At 70.2% G+C, this 18,622-nt stretch carries 17 protein-coding genes; 13 read left to right on the top strand and 4 right to left on the bottom strand.

Features of this window, described 5'->3' with window-relative positions; genetic code table 11:
* Both N5D30_RS21305 and N5D30_RS21310 read right to left on the bottom strand, forming a co-directional pair.
* On the bottom strand, positions 1 to 282 hold a 282-nt coding region (locus N5D30_RS21305; protein ID WP_279910607.1), incomplete at its 3' end, for a BolA family transcriptional regulator.
* Between the two features lie 11 nt (positions 283 to 293).
* Positions 294 to 794 (bottom strand): DUF2059 domain-containing protein, encoded by a 501-nt coding sequence (locus N5D30_RS21310; RefSeq protein ID WP_279910608.1) that lies wholly within the window; start codon positions 792 to 794, stop codon positions 294 to 296.
* A gap of 123 nt (positions 795 to 917) precedes the next feature.
* Here N5D30_RS21310 and N5D30_RS21315 point away from each other — a divergent pair, with 123 nt between their 5' ends.
* Positions 918 to 2,312 carry a class II fumarate hydratase gene (locus tag N5D30_RS21315; protein ID WP_279910609.1) on the top strand — a complete coding sequence of 465 codons (1,395 nt, stop codon included), beginning with the start codon at positions 918 to 920 and terminating at the stop codon, positions 2,310 to 2,312.
* A complete protein-coding gene (locus N5D30_RS21320; RefSeq protein ID WP_220812865.1) occupies positions 2,305 to 2,925 on the top strand; it encodes an NAD(P)H-dependent oxidoreductase in 621 nt (206 codons plus the stop codon). Before N5D30_RS21315 ends, N5D30_RS21320 begins: the two co-directional genes overlap by 8 nt.
* On the opposite strand, the gene N5D30_RS21325 is transcribed toward N5D30_RS21320, so the two are convergent.
* Positions 2,915 to 3,880: a DMT family transporter gene (locus N5D30_RS21325; protein WP_220812864.1), complete on the bottom strand. Its 966-nt coding sequence runs from the start codon at positions 3,878 to 3,880 to the stop codon at positions 2,915 to 2,917. The two genes, N5D30_RS21320 and N5D30_RS21325, sit on opposite strands and share 11 nt — an antisense overlap.
* Positions 3,881 to 4,090: 210 nt before the next feature.
* On the opposite strand from N5D30_RS21325, the gene N5D30_RS21330 reads away from it, so the two are divergent.
* Positions 4,091 to 4,300, top strand: coding sequence for a DUF6316 family protein (locus tag N5D30_RS21330; protein ID WP_220812863.1), 210 nt, complete (start codon positions 4,091 to 4,093; stop codon positions 4,298 to 4,300).
* A 13-nt stretch (positions 4,301 to 4,313) separates the two neighbouring features.
* Here N5D30_RS21330 and pap read toward each other — a convergent pair whose 3' ends face one another.
* A complete protein-coding gene (gene pap, locus N5D30_RS21335) occupies positions 4,314 to 5,801 on the bottom strand; it encodes a polyphosphate:AMP phosphotransferase (RefSeq protein WP_279910612.1) in 1,488 nt (495 codons plus the stop codon).
* A gap of 93 nt (positions 5,802 to 5,894) precedes the next feature.
* Between pap and mnmC the strand changes: the two genes are divergently transcribed.
* The 10 genes from mnmC to N5D30_RS21385 all read left to right on the top strand — a co-directional run bounded on the left by mnmC (position 5,895) and on the right by N5D30_RS21385 (position 18,602).
* Positions 5,895 to 7,841 carry a bifunctional tRNA (5-methylaminomethyl-2-thiouridine)(34)-methyltransferase MnmD/FAD-dependent 5-carboxymethylaminomethyl-2-thiouridine(34) oxidoreductase MnmC gene (gene mnmC / locus N5D30_RS21340; protein ID WP_279910614.1) on the top strand — a complete coding sequence of 649 codons (1,947 nt, stop codon included), beginning with the start codon at positions 5,895 to 5,897 and terminating at the stop codon, positions 7,839 to 7,841.
* 239 nt (positions 7,842 to 8,080) lie between these two features.
* On the top strand, positions 8,081 to 8,575 hold the full coding sequence (locus tag N5D30_RS21345; RefSeq protein ID WP_279910658.1) for a DUF3365 domain-containing protein: 495 nt from the start codon (positions 8,081 to 8,083) through the stop codon (positions 8,573 to 8,575).
* Positions 8,572 to 8,838 (top strand): metal-sensing transcriptional repressor, encoded by a 267-nt coding sequence (locus tag N5D30_RS21350; protein ID WP_220812859.1) that lies wholly within the window; start codon positions 8,572 to 8,574, stop codon positions 8,836 to 8,838. Before N5D30_RS21345 ends, N5D30_RS21350 begins: the two co-directional genes overlap by 4 nt.
* A 25-nt stretch (positions 8,839 to 8,863) precedes the next feature.
* Complete coding sequence (locus N5D30_RS21355) at positions 8,864 to 9,403, top strand: rhodanese-like domain-containing protein (RefSeq protein WP_279910616.1); 540 nt, start codon at positions 8,864 to 8,866, stop codon at positions 9,401 to 9,403.
* Positions 9,403 to 10,146 (top strand): sulfite exporter TauE/SafE family protein, encoded by a 744-nt coding sequence (locus tag N5D30_RS21360; RefSeq protein WP_279910618.1) that lies wholly within the window; start codon positions 9,403 to 9,405, stop codon positions 10,144 to 10,146. The genes N5D30_RS21355 and N5D30_RS21360 overlap by 1 nt, the downstream gene beginning before the upstream one ends.
* Positions 10,147 to 10,158: 12 nt before the next feature.
* On the top strand, positions 10,159 to 10,851 hold the full coding sequence (locus tag N5D30_RS21365; protein WP_279910620.1) for an MBL fold metallo-hydrolase: 693 nt from the start codon (positions 10,159 to 10,161) through the stop codon (positions 10,849 to 10,851).
* A 135-nt stretch (positions 10,852 to 10,986) separates the two neighbouring features.
* Complete coding sequence (locus N5D30_RS21370; protein WP_279910622.1) at positions 10,987 to 12,756, top strand: N-acetylglutaminylglutamine amidotransferase; 1,770 nt, start codon at positions 10,987 to 10,989, stop codon at positions 12,754 to 12,756.
* A gap of 20 nt (positions 12,757 to 12,776) precedes the next feature.
* Positions 12,777 to 14,513 (top strand): N-acetylglutaminylglutamine synthetase, encoded by a 1,737-nt coding sequence (gene ngg, locus N5D30_RS21375; protein ID WP_279910624.1) that lies wholly within the window; start codon positions 12,777 to 12,779, stop codon positions 14,511 to 14,513.
* A gap of 35 nt (positions 14,514 to 14,548) precedes the next feature.
* Positions 14,549 to 15,745, top strand: a complete 1,197-nt coding sequence (locus N5D30_RS21380) for an osmoprotectant NAGGN system M42 family peptidase (RefSeq protein WP_220812853.1) — start codon at positions 14,549 to 14,551, stop codon at positions 15,743 to 15,745.
* A 103-nt stretch (positions 15,746 to 15,848) separates the two neighbouring features.
* The gene (locus N5D30_RS21385) at positions 15,849 to 18,602 is read left to right on the top strand and encodes a hybrid sensor histidine kinase/response regulator (RefSeq protein ID WP_279910625.1); all 2,754 of its coding nucleotides are present in this window, start codon (positions 15,849 to 15,851) and stop codon (positions 18,600 to 18,602) included.
* Positions 18,603 to 18,622: the final 20 nt, after the last annotated feature.

The following is an 18,622-nucleotide window of genomic DNA, read 5'->3' on the forward strand; positions in this document are numbered from 1 at the left end:
GCGGCAGGTCGGCGAGTCCGGCGCCATGCCCTGCTGCGCCCACTCCTCGGGGGTGTAGGTGTGCAGGGCCAGGGCGTGGAAGCGGCCCATCAGCTCGCCGAGGGTGGCGTAGACCTTCTGGTGGCGCTTGACCGAGTTGAGGCCGGCGAAGGCCTCGCTGACGATCACCGCCTTGTAGTGGGTCTCCTGCCCACGGCTGTGCATGTGGCTCTCGTCCAGCACGTCCAGGTGTTCGGGCTGCAGGCCGGTCAGGGCCTGGTGAATGGCGTCGCGCATGCTCATGTCCGGCTCCTTCACTGCTTGGCGGGCTGCAGTTCGGCGGTCATCTGGCCGAGCAGCTTGTCCACTTCCGGCACCGCCTTCTGCAGGCGCTCCTGGGTCAACTGGGCGGCGTGGGCCATCAGCTGGGGCATCTGTTCCAGCACCTTGCGACCGACCGGGGTCTGGTAGAAGGCCAGCAGTTCCTTCAGCTCGGCCTCGGTGAAGGCGTCGGTGTACAGGCTGACCAGCTCCGCCTCCAGCTTCTGCGGCCCCACCGCGCGCTCGATGGCGGCATCGGCCTGGGCCTGGTAGCGCTCCAGCACGGCCTTGTTCGCCTCGCCGCCGCCGGCCTGGGCGAAGCGCTGGGCGAACATCTGGCGCACCTGCATGTGGGCCGGCACGGCGAGCCTGTCGGCGCGGCTCATTTCGATGAAACGCTTGGCCTCGGCCACGTGGCTGGCCTGCGGCTCGGCCAGCAGCGGTCCGCTGGCGGCCAGCAGCAGGCAGGAAAGAAGGACGCGCAGGCGGGGCATGACGGTTTCCTCGGCAAAAACGGGGGCCCATTCTGCGCGCACCGTCGGCGCCGCTCAAGCGCACCGGGGAACCCACCCTGCCGCGCACGGCCTAAACTGCCGGAAACCTTCCGGAGACAGTGTATGAGCCGTATCGAAACCGACAGCATCGGGGCCATCGACGTGCCCGACGACGCCTACTGGGGCGCCCAGACCCAGCGCTCGCTGATCAACTTCGCCATCGGCGAGCAGCGCATGCCGCTGGCCGTGGTGCATGCCCTGGCACTGGTCAAGAAGGCCGCCGCGCGGGTCAACAACCGCATCGGCGAACTGCCGCCGGATATTGCCCGCCTGATCGAGCAGGCCGCCGACGAGGTGCTGGCCGGCGAGCACGACGACCAGTTTCCGCTGGTGGTCTGGCAGACCGGCAGCGGCACCCAGACCAACATGAACGTCAACGAAGTGATCGCCGGCCGCGCCAACGAGCTGGCCGGTCAAGGCCGTGGCGGCAAGAACCCGGTGCACCCGAACGACCACGTCAACCGCGCCCAGAGTTCCAACGACAGCTTCCCCACCGCCATGCACATCGCCGCCGCGCAGGCCGTGCAGCAGGAACTGCTGCCCGCCCTCGCCGATCTGGCCGGCGCGCTGGCCGAGCAGTCGCAGCGCCACATGCAACTGGTGAAGACCGGCCGCACCCACCTGATGGACGCCACCCCGGTAACCTTCGGCCAGGAGCTGTCGGCCTTCGTCGCCCAGCTCGACTACGCCGACAAGGCCATCCGCGCCACCCTGCCGGCGGTCTGCGAACTGGCCCAGGGCGGCACCGCCGTCGGCACCGGCCTGAACGCGCCGAAGGGCTTCGCCGAAGCCATCGCCGCCGAGCTGGCCGCCCTCGCCGGCCTGCCCTTCGTCTCGGCGCCCAACAAGTTCGCCGCCCTCGCCGGCCACGAGCCGCTGACCGCCCTGTCCGGCGCGCTGAAGACCCTGGCGGTGGCGCTGATGAAGATCGCCAACGACCTGCGCCTGCTCGGCTCCGGCCCGCGCGCCGGCTTCGCCGAGGTGAAGCTGCCCGCCAACGAGCCGGGCAGCTCAATCATGCCCGGCAAGGTCAACCCGACCCAGTGCGAGGCGCTGTCCATGCTCGCCTGCCAGGTGCTGGGCAACGACGCCACCATCGCCTTCGCCGCCAGCCAGGGCCACCTGCAGCTCAACGTGTTCAAGCCGGTGATCATCCACAACCTGCTGCAGTCGACGCGGCTGCTGGCCGATGGCTGCCGCAACTTCGCCCGCCACTGCGTGGCCGGGATGGAGCCGGACGCCCGGCAGATGGCCGAGCACCTGGAGCGCGGCCTGATGCTGGTCACCGCGCTGAACCCGCACATCGGCTACGACAAGGCCGCGGAGATCGCCAAGAAGGCCTACGCCGAGGGCCTCAGCCTGCGCGAGGCGGCCCTCCGGCTGGGCTACCTGAGCAACGAGCAGTTCGATGCCTGGGTGCGCCCGGAGAACATGCTGGAGTCCGGACAACATGGCTGAAGAAGCGAAGAGCGGCGCCACCCCGCTGGAAGGCGACGGCAAGCGCATCCTGCTGATCCTCGGCACGCCCAAGCACGACAGCCTGTGCCAGGCCCTCGCCGAGGCCTACACCCAGGGTGCCCGTGGCGAGGGCCACATCGTGCACCAGCTCAGGCTCGGCGAGCTGCAGTTCGACCCCATCCTGCGCGAGGGCTACGGGCAGAACCAGGCGCTGGAGCCGGACCTGCTGGAGGCCCAGCGGCAGATCCACTGGGCCGAGCACCTGGTGTTCGTCTACCCGGTCTGGTGGGGCGGTGTGCCGGCGCTGCTCAAGGGCTTCTTCGACCGCACCTTCCTGCCCGGCTTCGCCTTCAAGTACCGCAACCGCTCGCAGCTGTGGGACAAGCTGCTGACCGGGCGCACCGCCGACCTGCTGGTGACCCTGGACACGCCGCCCTGGTACTTCCGCTGGATCTACGGCGCGCCGGCGCACCGGCAGATGGTGCGCACCATCCTCGGCTTCTGCGGCATCCGGACCCGCCGCCTGGCCGAGTTCGCCCCGGTGCGCCCCTCTTCCGAGGAGCAGCGCCAGGGCTGGCTGCGCAAGGCCGAGCGCCTGGGCGTCAGGGCCTGAGCGCGGCGAGGCGCGCCTGGCGTGCGCGCCAGCCGGCCAGCAGCGAGGGGCCCAGCGCGGTCAGCGCCGAGCCCAGCACCACCAGCAGCGCGCCGCCGTAGCCGAGCAGGTTGATCTGTTCCGGCTGCACATGGTCCGGCCACCACAGGGCGGCCAGGGCCACGGCGACAAAGGTCACCAGCGGCGTGATCGACAGGGTCGCGCTGACCCGCGAGGCCTCCCAGTGCGCCAGCGCCTCGGCGAAGGCACCGTAGGCCACCAGGGTGTTCAGGCAGCAGGCCAGCAGCAGCCAGCCCTGCAGCGGGCTCAGCTGGAGCACCTGCAGCGGATGGGCCCAGGGCGTCAGCAGCAGCGCGCAGGCCAGGTAGATCACCATCATGATCTGCGGCGAACTCCACTGGGTCAGCAGCTGCTTCTGCGCCAGGCCGTAGAACACCCAGACGAACGAGGCCAGGAGGATCACCAGCACCCCGGTGGTGTAGGCGGTCAGCGAGCTCAGCAGCTCGTCCAGGCGCTGGTTGAAGAACAGGCCGAAGCCGACCAGCAGGACGGCCATGCCGATGCCCTGGGCAAGGCTGAAGGATTCGCGGAAGACGACGAGGCTGGCCACCAGAAACAGGATCGGCGCCATCTGGATCACCAGCTGGGTGGTGCCGGGGCTGAGCATGTTCAGGCCGATCAGGTAAAGCACGTAGTTGCCGGTCAGGCCGAGGATGGCCAGCGCCAGCAGGCCATGGCCGCGCCGGCCGAGCGGGGCGAAGCGCGGCAGGCGCCGCTTGGCCGACAGCCAGACCAGCAGCAGCGCGCCGGACACCAGCAGGCGATACCAGGTGACGGTGACCGGGTCCATCACCTGCAGCACTTCCTTGAGCTTGATCGGCAGAATGCCCCAGAGCACCGAGGTGGTGAGGGCGAGCAGCAAGCCGTGGAGCCAGCGGCCCGAGGAAACGTGCATGACGGCCTCGAAGGAAGGGGGCGGAAGGTCGGCCATTGTAGGCCTCCGCGCCGCTGCCTCACAGCCACAGTTGACCTCGCGGACAGGAAGCAACTGTGCCGCAGCGTGCTCGCGAGTGGCTAGAAAATGACCACTTGTCGCGCGCTCCGCTCGCCCGGAAGCTGCCACCTACACTGAAAACAGCACACCCTGCCTACAGGAGGTCTCGCCATGTACGGACAACGTCGGATAGACCCCGCGCCCGGTACCCACTACCGGAGCGAGCGGATCAGCGCAGTCAACGGTCAGTACTTCTTCGCCACCCGCGAAGGCACTCTGGAAGGCCCCTTCTTCACCCGCATCGATGCCGAGCACGGCATCGACTCCTACGTGCAGCGGATGAAACAGGCCGACGACATCCTCGAAACCCGCGTCGGCTGACCCACCCGCAGTTCTATTCCCTGGCGAACGCCCGCTCCAGGGCGTCGTTGATCGTGCGCAACACCTTGACCCGGGCGAAGCGCTTGTCGTTGGCCTCCACCAGTGTCCAGGGCGCGATCGAGGTGCTGGTGCGGTCGACCATGTCGCCCACCGCGTCGCGGTACTCGCCCCACTTCTCGCGGTTGCGCCAGTCCTCGTCGGTGATCTTGAAGCGCTTGAAGGCGATCTGCTCGCGCTCCTTGAAGCGGCGGAACTGCTCCTCCTCGTCGATGGCCAGCCAGAACTTCACCAGCACCACGCCGGCGTTGGTCAGCTGCTCCTCGAAGTCGTTGATCTCGCCATAGGCGCGCAGCCAGTCGGCGGGCCCGCAGAAGCCCTCGACCCGCTCCACCAGCACCCGCCCGTACCAGGACCGGTCGAACACGGTGAACTTGCCGCGCGCCGGGATGTGCCGCCAGAAGCGCCAGAGGTACGGCTGGGCACGCTCCTCCTCGGTGGGCGCAGCGATGGGCACGATGCGGTACTGGCGGGGGTCCAGCGCCGCCGCCACGCGACGGATGGCGCCGCCCTTGCCGGCCGCGTCGTTGCCCTCGAACACCGCCACCAGGGCATGGCGACGCATGCGCTTGTCGCGCATCAGCACGGCCAGGCGCGCCTGCTCGGCCTCGAGCATCTCCTTGTAGGCGTTCTTGTCCAGTTGCTGGGACAGGTCCAGGCTGTCCAGCAGGCCACGGTGGTCCAGGTTGGCCACCATCGGCGCCAGGTGCGGATGGGAGACGACCCGCACCTCATTCTTCAGCGCTGATTGCAGGCCATCGAGGAGAATCCGCCCCACCGTCAGGTTGCGGTAGTGCTCGTCGCCGCCCTCCACCACGTACCAGGGCGCGAAATCGCGGCTGCTGCGGCGCAGCACCCGTTCGCCGTGGCGCACGAACTTGTCGTAGGTCTTCGACTGCTGCCAGTCCAGCGGGCTGATCTGCCAGGCGCGCTGCGGATCGCCGTGCAGCTCCTCGAGGCGCTTCTTCATCTGCTTCTTGGACAGGTGGAACCAGAACTTGAAGATCAGCGCGCCCTCGTCGCAGAGCATCTGCTCCAGCGCCAGGGCGCCGTCGATGGCCTGGTCCAGCACCGCGTCCTTGAAGTGGCCATGCACCCGGCCCTGGATCATCTGGCTGTACCAGTTGCCGAAGAAGATGCCGATCCGCCCCTTGGGCGGCAGCTGGCGCCAGAAGCGCCAGGCCGGCGGCCGCGCCAGCTCCTCGTCGGTCTGCACGTCGAAGGTGCTGACCTGGATCAGGCGCGGGTCCATCCACTCGTTGAGCAGCTTGACCGTCTCGCCCTTGCCCGCGCCCTCGATGCCGTTGATCAGGATGATCACCGGGAAGCGTTTCTGCTGCTGCAGCTCGAACTGCGCCTCCAGCAGCGCCTCGCGCAGCGCGGGCACCTCCTTCTTGTAATCGTCCTCGTCGATCTTGTGCCCCAGTTCGGCGGATTCGAACATGCTCACCTCCGTGCGTCGATCTGCCCAGCCTAGCGGATGACCACGGATTTGGGCATGCCGCTACAATGCCGCACCTCTTTCCCGGGTGCCCCGATGTCCGACTCTCCCAACGCCCAGCTCGACTGGGACGAACAAGGCCAGCCGCTGTCGCGCCAGTTCGGCGACGTGTACTTCTCCCGCGACGACGGGCTGGGCGAGACCCGCCACGTGTTCCTCGCCTGCAACGACCTGCCCGCGCGCTTTGCCGCGCTGCCGGCCGACGGGCGCCTGGTGATCGGCGAGACCGGCTTCGGCACGGGCATGAACTTCCTCTGCGCCTGGCAGTTGTTCGACCAGTTGGCGCCGGCCGGCGCCCGGCTGCATTTCGTCAGCGTCGAAAAGTACCCGCTGGCGCCGGACGACCTGGCCCGCGCCCTGGCCCTGTGGCCGGAACTGGCGCCCTGGTCCGGCCAGCTGCTGGAGCAGTACGTGGCGATCCACCCCGGCTTCCAGCGCCTGCTGCTGGCCGGCGGCCGGGTGGTGCTGACCCTGCTGGTCGGCGACGTGCTGGAACAACTGCCGCAGCTGGATGCCAGGGTCGACGCCTGGTTCCTCGACGGCTTCGCCCCAGCGAAGAACCCGCAGATGTGGACGGACGAACTGTTCGCCCAGCTCGCACGCCTGTCCGCCGCCGACGCCAGCCTCGCCACCTTCACCAGCGCCGGCTTCGTGCGGCGCGGCCTGATCGCCGCCGGCTTCGCCATGCAACGGGTGCCCGGCTACGGGCGCAAGCGCGAGATGCTCAGCGGCCGCTACCAGGGCCCGCTGCGGGACGAGGCCAAGCCCTGGTACGCCCGCCCCGCCCCGCCGACCTTACGCCAGGCCCTGGTGATCGGCGCCGGCATCGCCGGTTGCGCCACGGCCGCCAGCCTGGCCACGCGCGGCTGGCAGGTGACCCTGCTGGAGCGCCACGGCGAAGTCGCCCAGGAAGCCTCCGGCAATCCCCAGGGCGTGCTCTACCTCAAGCTCTCTGCCCACGGCACCGCGCTGTCGCAACTGGTGGTCGCCGGCTTCGGCCACACCCGCCGTCTGTTGCAGCGCCTGCAGCCAGAGGACTGGTCGGCCTGCGGCGTGCTGCAGCTGGCCTTCGACGCCAAGGAAGCCGAACGCCAGGCCGGGCTGGCCGGCGCCTTCCCCGACGACCTGCTGCGGGCGGTGGACCGCGCGCAAGCCGAAGCTATCGCCGGCGTCGGCCTGCCGGCCGGCGGCCTGTTCTACCCCGAGGCCGGCTGGGTGCACCCGCCGGCCCTGTGCCGCCTGCTCGCCGACCATCCCGCCATCCGCCTGCTCACCCACAGCGAGGCGCTCGGGCTGCGCCGGGTCGACGGACAGTGGCAGGCCCTGGACGGCGAACGGGTGTTGGCCGAGGCGCCGGTGGTGGTGCTGGCCGGCGCCGCCGAGGTGCAGCGCTTCGTCGAGCTGCCGCTGAAACGCATCCGCGGGCAGATCAGCCGGCTGCCGCAGACCGCCGCCAGCGCAGCGCTCGGCTGCGTGCTGTGCGCCGAGGGCTACGTGGCACCGGCGCGCGGCGGCGAACATACGTTGGGCGCCAGCTTCGACTTCCACAGCCAGGACACCGCGCCCACCGCCGCCGAGCACACCGGCAACCTCGACCTGCTGCGGGAAATCTCCACCGACCTGGCCGAGCGCCTGCACGCCGACCGGCTCGACCCGGCGCTGCTCGAAGGCCGCGCCGCGTTCCGCTGTACCAGCCCGGACTACCTGCCCATCGTCGGCCCGCTGGCCGATGCGCAAGCCTTCGCCGAAACCTACGCGGTACTCGCCAAGGACGCCCGCCAGGTGCCGGAAACGCCCTGCCCCTGGCTGGACGGCCTCTACGTCAACAGCGGCCACGGCTCGCGCGGGCTGATCAGCGCACCGCTGTCCGGCGAGCTGCTGGCCGCCTGGCTCGACGGCGAGCCACTGCCGCTGCCCCGCGCCGTGGCCGAGGCCTGCCACCCCAGCCGCTTCGCCCTGCGCCGGCTGGTGCGCGGGCGCTAGGAGCGCCGTAGTTCGGACGCAATCCGGGGCGGTTCATCGTCGTCCGATGCCCGGATTACATCCGGGCTACTGCCGCTCACACCCCACCACGCGGCAACCCGTCGCAGCTGACAATTCAACGAGTCGCTCCCTATACTCCCCAGGGTATACAGATACCCCCAGGAGTACACGACATGCGCATCACGCCCTGGCTGGCCCTGCTGCCGCTGCTGGCCCACGCCGAACCGCCCCTCGACGACATGCTGCAGGCCCACGAGGCCGCCGCGCTGATTCCGCCGTTCCGCCAGCAGCTGTTGAACACCGTGCAGGCGGCCATGCGCCAGGGCGGGCCGCAGGAGGCCATCCGCACCTGTCAATTGCAGGCCCCGCGCATCGCCGCCGAGAACGGCCGCATGCCGTGGACGGTGGGCCGCACCGCCCTGCGCGTGCGCAACCCGGCCAACGCGCCGGACGCCTGGGAGCGCGAAGTGCTGGAGGACTTCGCCCACCGCGCCAGGCAGGGCGAGCCCCTGGCACGGATGAGCCGGGCGCAGACGGTGGACGGCGAATTCCGCTACATGCAAGCGATCGCCACCGCCGAGCCCTGCCTGGCCTGCCACGGCAAGGCGCTGGCGCCGGAAGTGGTGGCCTTGCTCGACAGCGCCTACCCGGGTGACCAGGCACGCGGCTTCGTCGCCGGCGAGCTGCGCGGCGCCTTCAGCCTGCGCCGCCCGGCCGCGGAGGTGGTGCGATGAGCGGCCCGACGCCGGAACGCCAGGACGCCATGCTCAAGCGCCTGGCCCGGGTCGAGGGGCAGGTACGCGGCATCCAGGCCATGATCCGCCGCGGCGAGCCCTGCGAAGCCATCGCCCAGCAGTTCTCGGCGGCCCGCAAGGCGCTCGACAAGGCCTACCAGGAGATGCTCGCCTGCCTGCTCGAGGAAACCGTGCTCGACCCCGAGCGCGACGACGCCGAGACCCTGGCGCGGGTGCGCGCGATCTTCACCAAGTACACCTGACACATACCCCTGGGGAGTACCTGACATGAACGAAGACATCCGCCTGATCGACGCCCCGCGCTTCGCCGAGCTGCACCGCCAGGGGCGCACCTGCTTCCTGGTCGACGTGCGCAGCCCGGCGGAATACCGCGCCGGGCACATCGCCGGGGCACGCAACGAACCGCTCGACAGTCTCGACCCGGGGCGCCTGGCCAACCGCCTGCGCGGCGAAGGCCTGGGCGCCGGCGACGAGCTGTACCTGATCTGCCAGAAGGGCCAGCGCGCGCGCCAGGCCGCCGAGCGGCTGAGCGCCCTGCTGCCGGGCGTGCAGGTGGTCGAGGGCGGCACCGAGGCCTGCCTGGCCTGCGGCCTGCCCAGCGAAGGCAGCGGCGGCGGCCTGGAGCTGCAGCGCCAGGTGCAGCTCGCCGCCGGCAGCCTGGTGCTGCTCGGGGTGATCCTCGGCACCTGGCTGCATCCCGGCTGGTACCTGCTGAGCGGCTTTGTCGGCGCCGGCCTGACCTTCGCCGGCCTCAGCGGAACCTGCGGCCTGGCCCTGCTGCTCGCGCGCATGCCCTGGAACCGCTGATGCCTCTGGAAGCGCTGGCCATCGGCACGCTGCTCGGCCTGCTGCTCGGGCTGACCGGCGCCGGCGGCTCGCTGGTGGCCCTGCCGCTGCTGCTCAGCCTGCACCTGCCGCTGCGCGACGCGGTCGGCGTCAGCCTCGGCGCGGTGGCGCTCACCGCCCTGGTCGGCAGCGTGCCGCGCCTGCGCCTGCGCCAGGGCCTGGTGGCCTGGCCGCCGGTGCTGCTGCTCGCCGCCAGCGGCCTGCCCGGCAACGCGCTGGGCCAGTGGCTCGGCCGCTGGGTGGCGGAAGGCCTGCTGATCGCCGGCTTCTGTGCGCTGGTGCTGTGGTCGGCCTGGCGCCTGTGGCGCGGCGCCGAACGGCCGCGCTCCGGCGAGGGCCCGCTGCGGCGCCTGCCACTGCTCGCCATCGGCCTCGGCGTCGGCGTGCTGTCGGGGCTGATGGGTGTCGGCGGCGGCTTCCTGGTGGTGCCGGCGCTGCTCTGGTTCACGCCGCTGTCGGTACTGTCCGCCACCGCCACATCGCTGGCGGTGGTCGCGCTGGTGTCCGGTGGCGGCTTCCTGCTCTACCTGAGCCGAGCCCAGCCCCCGGCGCTGCTGCTCGGCGCCCTGGCGTGCGGCGGCGCGCTCGGCGTGCTGGCCGGCAACCGCCTGGCCCAGCGCCTCGGCGGACCAACCCTGCAACGCCTGTTCGCCGGACTGCTGGTAGTCACCAGCCTGTCGGTGGCCGTCCAGAAACTGCTCTGAGGAGACTGCATCATGCTGCTGCGCCAACTCTTCGATAGTGAAAGCTCGACCTACACCTACCTGCTCGCCGACGCCGGCGAAGCCGTGCTGATCGACCCGGTGAAGGAACAGCTCGACGCCTACCTGCGCCTGCTGGACGAACTCGGCCTGCGACTGGTGCTGGCCCTCGACACCCATACCCACGCCGACCACATCACCGCCCTCGGCGACCTGCGCGAGGCCACCGGCTGCCGCAGCGGATTCGGCGCCGAGAGCGGCAGCGCCTGCGCCAGCTTCACCTTCGCCGACGGCGAGCGCCTGCGCTTCGGCGGGCGCGAACTGATCGCCTGGCACACGCCCGGGCACACCGCCGACTCCTACTGCTTCCTGCTGCCCGCCGCCGATGGCCGGCCGGCGCGGGTGTTCACCGGCGACACCCTGCTGATCCGCGGCACCGGCCGTACCGATTTCCAGAACGGCGACGCCCGCGCCCAGTGGACCAGCCTGCAGCGCCTGCTGGCCCTGGCGGACGACACCGAGGTGTGCCCCGGCCACGACTATCGCGGCTGGACGCGTTCGAGCATCGCCGAGGAGCGCGCCCACAACCCGCGCCTGCAGGTAGCGGACGCCGAGGCCTACGTGGCGCTGATGGCCGGTCTGCGCCTGCCGAACCCGCGCCTGATGGACATCGCCGTGCCCGCCAACCGCGCCTGCGGCCGGTCCTGAACCAGCCGCACGGCCGGAAAACGAAAGTTCCGCATATAACCAATCGGTCTAAACGATCCGCAAAGATACCGGTCCGACCCTTACTGCCTGCATAAAGACGGGTGGTATCCCCAACGGCAAAACCGGTAAGGAATCATGTGCGGAATAGCTGGAGAGTTACGTTTCGACCACCAACCGGCCGACCTGGCCGCTCTCGCCCGAATCACCCATCACCTGGCTCCTCGCGGCCCCGACGCCTGCGGCTTCCATAGCAGCGGTCCGCTGGGCCTGGGCCATCGCCGACTGAAGGTCATGGACCTGGCGCCGGCCTCCGGCCAGCCGATGGTCGACCAGCAGCTCGGCCTGGCGATGGTGTTCAACGGCGCCATCTACAACTACCCGGAACTGCGCGACGAGCTGCGCGCCCTGGGCTATCAGTTCCACTCCGACGGCGACACCGAGGTGCTGCTCAAGGGCTATCACGCCTGGGGCGAAGCGCTGTTGCCCAAACTCAACGGCATGTTCGCCTTCGCCATCTGGGAGCGCGACAGCGAGCGCCTGTTCCTGGCCCGCGACCGCCTGGGCGTCAAGCCGCTCTACCTGAGCGACGACGGCACCCGCCTGCGCTTCGCCTCCACCCTGCCGGCCCTACTGCAGGGCGGCGACATCGACGGCGCGCTGGACCCGGTCGCCATCGACCACTACCTCAACTTCCACGCCGTGGTGCCGGCGCCGCACACCCTGCTGGCCGGGGTGAAGAAACTGCCGCCGGCCACCTGGCTGCGCATCGAGCGCGACGGCCGCCGCGAGCAGCGCCGCTGGTGGCAGCTCGACTTCGGCCCGCGCGCCGACGAGGCCGGGCTGCAACTGGAGGACTGGACCGAGCGCGTCCTCGACGGCCTGCGCCAGGCCGTGCAGGTGCGCCAGCGCGCGGCGCTGGACGTCGGCGTGCTGCTCTCCGGCGGGCTCGACTCCAGCCTGCTGGTCGGCCTGCTGCACGAGGCCGGGGTCAAGGACCTGGCGACCTTCTCCATCGGTTTCGAGGATGCCGGCGGCGAACGCGGCGACGAGTTCCACTACTCCGACCTGATCGCCCGCCACTACGGCACCCGCCACCACCAGCTGCGCATCGCCGAGGCGGAGATCCTGGCCGAGCTGCCGGCCGCCTTCCGCGCCATGAGCGAGCCGATGGTCAGCCACGACTGCATCGCCTTCTACCTGCTCGGCCGTGAGGTGTCCCGCCACTGCACCGTAGTGCAGTGCGGCCAGGGTGCCGACGAGCTGTTCGCCGGCTACCACTGGTATCCGCTGGTGGACGGCGCCGAGGACCCGGTGGCCGCCTACCGCGCCGCCTTCTTCGACCGCCCCCGCGACGAGACCCTGGCCACCCTGCGCCCCGCCTGGCACGGCGCGGACTGGGCCGGCGAGTTCCTCCGCGACCACTTCGCCATGCCCGGCGCCGACGCGGCGGTGGACAAGGCCCTGCGCCTGGACGCCACGGTGATGCTGGTCGACGACCCGGTGAAGCGGGTCGACAACATGACCATGGCCTGGGGCCTGGAGGCGCGGACGCCGTTCCTCGACTACCGCCTGGTGGAACTGTCGGCGCGCATCCCGGCGCGCTTCAAGCTGCCGGACGGCGGCAAGCATGTGCTCAAGGAAGCGGGGCGCCGGGTCATCCCGCATGAGGTAATCGACCGGCCCAAGGGCTACTTCCCGGTGCCCGGCCTGAAACACCTGCAGGGCGCGACCCTGGGCTGGGTCCAGGAACTGCTGCTCGATCCGAGCCAGGACCGGGGCCTGTTCGAGCCAGCCATGCTCGACCGCCTGCTCAGCGACCCCGCTGGCCAGCTCACCCCACTGCGCGGCTCCAAGCTCTGGCAGCTGGCCACCCTCAATCTGTGGCTCAGCGAACAGGGCCTGTAGTTCGAACAAGGAGTTCCCCCATGCGTGCATCTGCCTACAACCAACGCCTGCAACGCGGCCAGCCGCCCTCCTACCAGCGCCTGCAGGCGCACCTGGCGAAGGACGGCATCGAGCAGACCTCGCCGCAAAGCGTGCACTGCGGCTGGGGCCGCCTGCTGATCGGCCACACCTACCCGGACGCGGAGACCCTGGCCGCCGATCTGCTCGAGGAGCGCCCCGGCGAACGCGACATCGCGCTCTACGTGGCCGCGCCCCACCAGGTGCTGGCCCAGGCGCCGCAGCAACTGTTCCTCGACCCGTCCGACACCCTGCGCCTGCGGTTCACCGACTACCGCCCGGCCCGCGCCAGCTTCCGCGGCTTCCAGATCCGCCGGGTGCAGAGCGAGCAGGACTGGGAGGCGGTCAACGGCCTCTACCTGCAACGCGGCATGCTGCCGGTCGACGCCGACCACCTCACCCCGCGCGACGAGGGCGGCCCCAGCTACTGGCTGGCCGCGGATGACGCCGATGGCCGGGTGATCGGCGCCGTGATGGGGCTGGACCATTGCAAGACCTTCGCCGACCCCGAGAACGGCAGCAGCCTCTGGTGTCTGGCCGTGGGGGCCAGCTGCCAGCGCCCAGGCGTGGGCGAAGCCCTGGTGCGGCACCTGGTCGAGCACTTCATGGGCCGCGGGTTGAACCACCTCGACCTGTCCGTGCTGCACGACAACCTGGGCGCCAAGTCGCTCTACGCCAAGCTTGGCTTCCGCGAGCTGCCGACCTTCGCGGTCAAGCGCCGCAACGGCATCAACCAGTCCCTGTTCCTCGGCCCGGGGCCGGAGGCGGAGCTGAACCCCTACGCCCGCATCATCGTCGACGAGGCCCGCCGGCGCGGCATCGAAGTGCGGGTGGACGACGCCGAGAGCGGCCTGTTCACCCTCAGCCAGGGCGGCCGCCGAGTACGCTGCCGGGAGTCGCTGTCGGACCTGACCAGCGCGGTCAGCATGACCCTCTGCCAGGACAAGCACCTCACCCACCGCGCCCTCGCCCGCGCCGGCCTGAAGCAGCCGCAGCAGCGCCTGGCCGGCAGCGCCGAGGAGAACGCCGCGTTCCTGGCCGAGCACGGCCGCGTGGTGGTCAAGCCGGTGAACGGCGAACAGGGCCAGGGCGTGGCCGTCGACCTGCGCACCGAGAGCGCGGTGCGGCAGGCCATCGAGCATGCCCGCCGCTTCGACCAGCGCGTGTTGCTGGAGAGCTACCACGAGGGCCACGACCTGCGCATCGTGGTGATCGGCTTCCAGGTGGTGGCCGCGGCCATCCGCCACCCGGCTGAGGTGATCGGCGACGGCGTGCACACCATCGGCGCGCTGATTGAGGCGCAGAGCCGCCGGCGCCAGGCGGCCACCGGCGGCGAGAGCCGCATCCCGCTGGATGCGGAAACCCAGCGCACCCTGCACGACGCCGGCTACGACTACTCCAGCGTGCTGCCCAGCGGCACCCGCCTGGTGGTACGCAAGACCGCCAACCTGCACACCGGCGGCACCCTGGAAGACGTCACCGCCCGCCTCCACCCGACCCTGCGCAAGGCGGCCACCCAGGCGGCGCGCGCGCTGGAAATCCCGGTGGTGGGCCTGGACCTGCTGGTCAAGGCGGCGGACGCCGAGGACTACGTGATCATCGAAGCCAACGAGCGCGTCGGGCTGGCCAACCATGAGCCGCAGCCGACCGCCGAGCGCTTCGTCGATCTGCTGTTCCCCCTCAGCCGCCAACACCCCTGAGACGCTATTCAGGTTCCATGAGGAGGCTTCTGCCTATGCATCAACTGCCCGAACCCGACCTCGCCTACCTGCGCCAGGTACTGCTGGAACTGCTGGCCATCCCCAGCCCCACTGGCTTCACCGATACCGTGGTGCGCTACGTGGCCGAGCGCCTGGAAGAACTCGGCATTCCCTTCGAGCTGACCCGCCGCGGTACCATCCGCGCCACCCTCAAGGGCCGCCAGTCGAGCCCGGACCGGGCGGTGTCGGCGCACCTGGACACCATCGGCGCCATCGTCCGCGAGATCAAGGACAGCGGCCGCCCGGCCCTGGCCCCGGTGGGCTGCTGGTCCAGCCGCTTCGCCGAGGGCAGCCGGGTCAGCCTGTTCACCGACAACGGCGTGCTGCGCGGCAGCGTGCTGCCGCTGATGGCCTCAGGGCACGCCTTCAACACCCAGGTCGACAGCCTGCCGGTGAGCTGGGAGCACATCGAGCTGCGCCTCGACGCGCCCTGCTACAGCCGCGCCGAATGCGAGGCTCTGGGGGTGTCGGTGGGCGACTTCGTCGCCTTCGACCCGCTGCCGGAGTTCACCGAGAGCGGCCACATCAGTGCCCGCCACTTGGACGACAAGGCCGGCGTGGCGGCGCTGCTGGCCGCGCTCAAGGCGGTCGTCGAAAGCGGGCTGGAACCGCAGATCGACTGCCACCCGCTGTTCACCATCACCGAGGAGGTCGGCTCCGGCGCGGCGGCGGCGCTGCCCTGGGACGTCAGCGAGTTCGTCGGCATCGACATCGCCCCGGTGGCGCCCGGCCAGCAGTCCAGCGAGCACGCGGTCAGCGTCGCCCTGCAGGACTCGGGCGGCCCCTACGACTACCACCTGTCCCGCCACCTGCTGCGCCTGGCCGGCGAGGGCGACATCCCGGTGCGCCGCGACCTGTTCCGCTACTACCACAGCGACGCCCAGTCGGCGGTGACCGCCGGCCACGATATCCGCGTCGCCCTGCTGGCCTTCGGCTGCGACGCCACCCACGGCTACGAGCGCACCCATATCGACAGCCTGGCCGCCCTCTCCCGCCTGATCGGCGCCTACCTGCTCAGCCCGCCGGTGTTCGCCAGCGACGCCCAGCCGGCCCGCGAGCACTCCCTGGAACGCTTCAGCCATCAGATCGAGCACGACGCGCAGATGGCCAGCGACACCCAGGTGCCGACCGTGGAAAGCGTCCTCGGGGCACGCGGCGACGCTTCCGACTAAGCTTCTTCGCAGGGCCGCTCCAGGCTCTGCAACCCTCTCTTGAAGCCTGGCCGGCAACTAGGCAAAGTGCTGGCAATACCAATAAGAAGCATGAGGTTGGCGGATGCCTCGCGTGTGTCTGGCTGTGCTGCTGCTCTGCCTGAGCGGGCCGCTGTGGGCGCTTTCCCCCGCGCCACTGGACCGTGACGAGCTGCGCCTGTCGCTGACCCCCTTCATGGGCTACCACCGCGACCCGCAGGGGCTGCTCGACGCCGAGACCGTGCAGCGCCTGCCGGACAGCGCCTTCGAGCGGGTCCAGGGCGATCACGCCAACATGGGCAAGAACGACTCGGTCTGGTGGTTCAAGGTGCGCATGGTCAACAGCCGGCCGCATCCGCTCGCCGGCTACCTGGAAGTCAATTACGCCCTGCTCGACCGCATCGACGTCTACCTGCAGGACGGCGACGGCCGCCTCCACCACCAGCAGAGCGGCGACAGCTTCGCCTTCTCCCAGCGCCCGGTGCAGGTGCGCCACTTCTGGTTCCCCGTCGAGCTGCCGCACGGCAGCAACACCCTCCTGCTGCGGGTGCAGAGCACCAGCACGATCTTCGTCCCGCTGTTCTTCAGCACCTACGGCGCCAGCGCGGCGGCCCAGGAAAACCTGATGGGCATCAACGGCGCCTTCTACGGCGTGCTGTTCGCCATGTTCATCTACAACCTGTTCCTGTTCATCTCGCTGCGCGAGCGGGCCTACTTCTGGTACCTGGTCTACAACGTCAACGTCGGCCTGTTCGCCGCCGCGTTCGACGGCATGCTGTTCAAGCTGCTGCCCACCAGCGTGGGCATGCAGTCGGTCAGCATCTACGTGCTGATGTTCGTCCACTGCCTCACCGCGATCCAGTTCAGCCGCCACTTCCTCCACGTCCCGCAGCACTTCCCCCGGCTGGACCAGGCCCTGCGCCTGCTGATGCTGGCCGTGTTCGGCTGCCTGGCCTCGGTGCCGCTGATCGGCCTGGCCGCCTGGAACATCCTGGCCAGCGTGGCGGTGCTCGGCGTATCGCTGATCCTCCTGCTCACCGGCGTCTACACCTGGCGCAGCGGCGTGCGCCACGGCTCCTACTACGTGCTGGCCTGGAGCGTCCTGCTGATCGCCTTCATGCTGGTCACCGGCGGCTCGCTGGGCATCGACTTCTTCGGCATCTACGGCTCGGCGGTGGTCAAGATCGGCGTGGCCATCGAGCTGCTCAGCCTCTCCATCGGCCTGGCCGACCGCATCAACCTGCTCAAGGAGGAAGGCTTCCACTCGCGCCAGGCCGCCGAGCAGGCCGAGTACGAGAACCAGGCCAAGAGCCGCTTCCTGGCCAAGATGAGCCACGAGATCCGCACGCCGCTGAACGGCGTGCTGGGCATGTTGCAGCTGCTGCGCGAAACCTCCCTGGACCGCGGCCAGCGCTTCTACGTGGACACCATCGCCAGCTCCGGCAGCTCGCTGATGGCGGTGATCAACGACATCCTCGACTACGCGCGCATCGAGTCCGGCAAGCTGAATCTGGAAGACATCGACTTCGACCTGGAACAACTGGTCTCCGAGACCCTGGCGCTGTTCACCGCCCAGGCGCTGGAGAAGCGGCTGCGCCTCTACGTCAGCCTCCAGGGCGGCGTGCCGCGCCGGATGCACGGCGACCCGACCCGGCTCAAGCAGGTGCTGATGAACCTGCTCGGCAACGCCCTCAAGTTCACCCAGGAAGGCCACGTGGCGCTGACCGTCAGCCGCCGCGGCGACAGCCAGGGCCGGCTGCACCTGGTATTCGCCGTGAGCGACAGCGGGATCGGCATCCGCGACGACTCCCTGACCCAGCTGTTCAAGTCGTTCGCCCAGGGCGACTCGAGCACCACCCGCCGCTACGGCGGCAGCGGCCTGGGGCTCGCCATCAGCAAGGAACTGGTGGAAATGATGGGCGGGCGCATCGAGGTGCAGAGCACGCCCGGCCAGGGTTCGCGTTTCGCCTTCGACATCCCGCTGCCCGACGCCAGCGTCCCCCGGGACGAACTGACCACCCTGCTGGAAAGCCGCACGGCGCTGATCTGCTCCATGGACAGCCAGGGCCTCGACTGCCTGAGCCACCTGCTGGGCCGCTGGGGCATGCGCACCCAGCGCTGCCAGGACCCGGAGCGCCTGCAGGGCTACCTCGAGGACTTCTCAGCCCCGCCCCTGCTGGTGTTCATGGCGCCCTGGCCGGGCGCCAGCACTCACTGGCTGGAGAGCCTGCGGCCCAATCTCGAACGGGGCCAGCGGGTGCTGCTGCTAAGTCCGCCGGAACCCCACCAGCAGTTGCCGGAAAGCCATGGCCTGCGCCTGCTGCACCTGGCCCTGCCGCTGTCGGTCACCGGCCTGCGCGCCATCCTCGCGGAGCTCTACAGCGAGCGGCGGCGGGAGAACGCCTCGCCGCCGCCGGCGCTGGACAAACGCGCCGGCACGGCGCCCTGCATCCTGGTGGCCGAGGACAACCGGGTCAACCAGATGGTAGTGCAGGGCTTCCTGCACAAGCGCGGCTACTCGGTGCGCATGGTCAACAACGGACGGAGCGCCGTGGACGAGTACCGCCGCGCCCCCGGCGCCATCCAGCTGGTGCTGATGGACTGCGAGATGCCCGAGCTGGACGGCTTCGAGGCCACCCGGCAGATCCGCGCCCTGGAGGCCGACCAGGGCCTGCCGGCCGTCCCCGTCATCGCGCTCACCGCGCACATTCTCGAAGAACACCGCGCCCGTGGCCTGGCCGCGGGGATGGACGACTTCCTCGGCAAGCCGCTGGACTGCCAGCAGCTCTACGCCACGCTCGACCGCTACCTGCTCGCGCAGGCGCACGCAACCGAATAGGATTGCTCGCCGCCGACCAG

The sequence above is a fragment of the Pseudomonas sp. GD03875 genome, from assembly GCF_029840585.1.
GTDB lineage: Bacteria > Pseudomonadota > Gammaproteobacteria > Pseudomonadales > Pseudomonadaceae > Aquipseudomonas > Aquipseudomonas paralcaligenes.

Coding starts and splice junctions, on each gene's coding strand:
- N5D30_RS21315 (WP_279910609.1), top strand. CDS start 918: ATGAGCCGTATCGAAACCGACAGCATCGGGGCCATCGACGTGCCCGAC.
- N5D30_RS21345 (WP_279910658.1), top strand. CDS start 8,081: ATGCTGCAGGCCCACGAGGCCGCCGCGCTGATTCCGCCGTTCCGCCAG.
- N5D30_RS21370 (WP_279910622.1), top strand. CDS start 10,987: ATGTGCGGAATAGCTGGAGAGTTACGTTTCGACCACCAACCGGCCGAC.
- ngg (WP_279910624.1), top strand. CDS start 12,777: ATGCGTGCATCTGCCTACAACCAACGCCTGCAACGCGGCCAGCCGCCC.
- N5D30_RS21385 (WP_279910625.1), top strand. CDS start 15,849: ATGCCTCGCGTGTGTCTGGCTGTGCTGCTGCTCTGCCTGAGCGGGCCG.
- N5D30_RS21355 (WP_279910616.1), top strand. CDS start 8,864: ATGAACGAAGACATCCGCCTGATCGACGCCCCGCGCTTCGCCGAGCTG.
- mnmC (WP_279910614.1), top strand. CDS start 5,895: ATGTCCGACTCTCCCAACGCCCAGCTCGACTGGGACGAACAAGGCCAG.
- N5D30_RS21330 (WP_220812863.1), top strand. CDS start 4,091: ATGTACGGACAACGTCGGATAGACCCCGCGCCCGGTACCCACTACCGG.
- N5D30_RS21320 (WP_220812865.1), top strand. CDS start 2,305: ATGGCTGAAGAAGCGAAGAGCGGCGCCACCCCGCTGGAAGGCGACGGC.
- N5D30_RS21325 (WP_220812864.1), bottom strand. CDS start 3,880: ATGCACGTTTCCTCGGGCCGCTGGCTCCACGGCTTGCTGCTCGCCCTC.
- N5D30_RS21380 (WP_220812853.1), top strand. CDS start 14,549: ATGCATCAACTGCCCGAACCCGACCTCGCCTACCTGCGCCAGGTACTG.
- pap (WP_279910612.1), bottom strand. CDS start 5,801: ATGTTCGAATCCGCCGAACTGGGGCACAAGATCGACGAGGACGATTAC.
- N5D30_RS21350 (WP_220812859.1), top strand. CDS start 8,572: ATGAGCGGCCCGACGCCGGAACGCCAGGACGCCATGCTCAAGCGCCTG.
- N5D30_RS21365 (WP_279910620.1), top strand. CDS start 10,159: ATGCTGCTGCGCCAACTCTTCGATAGTGAAAGCTCGACCTACACCTAC.
- N5D30_RS21310 (WP_279910608.1), bottom strand. CDS start 794: ATGCCCCGCCTGCGCGTCCTTCTTTCCTGCCTGCTGCTGGCCGCCAGC.
- N5D30_RS21360 (WP_279910618.1), top strand. CDS start 9,403: ATGCCTCTGGAAGCGCTGGCCATCGGCACGCTGCTCGGCCTGCTGCTC.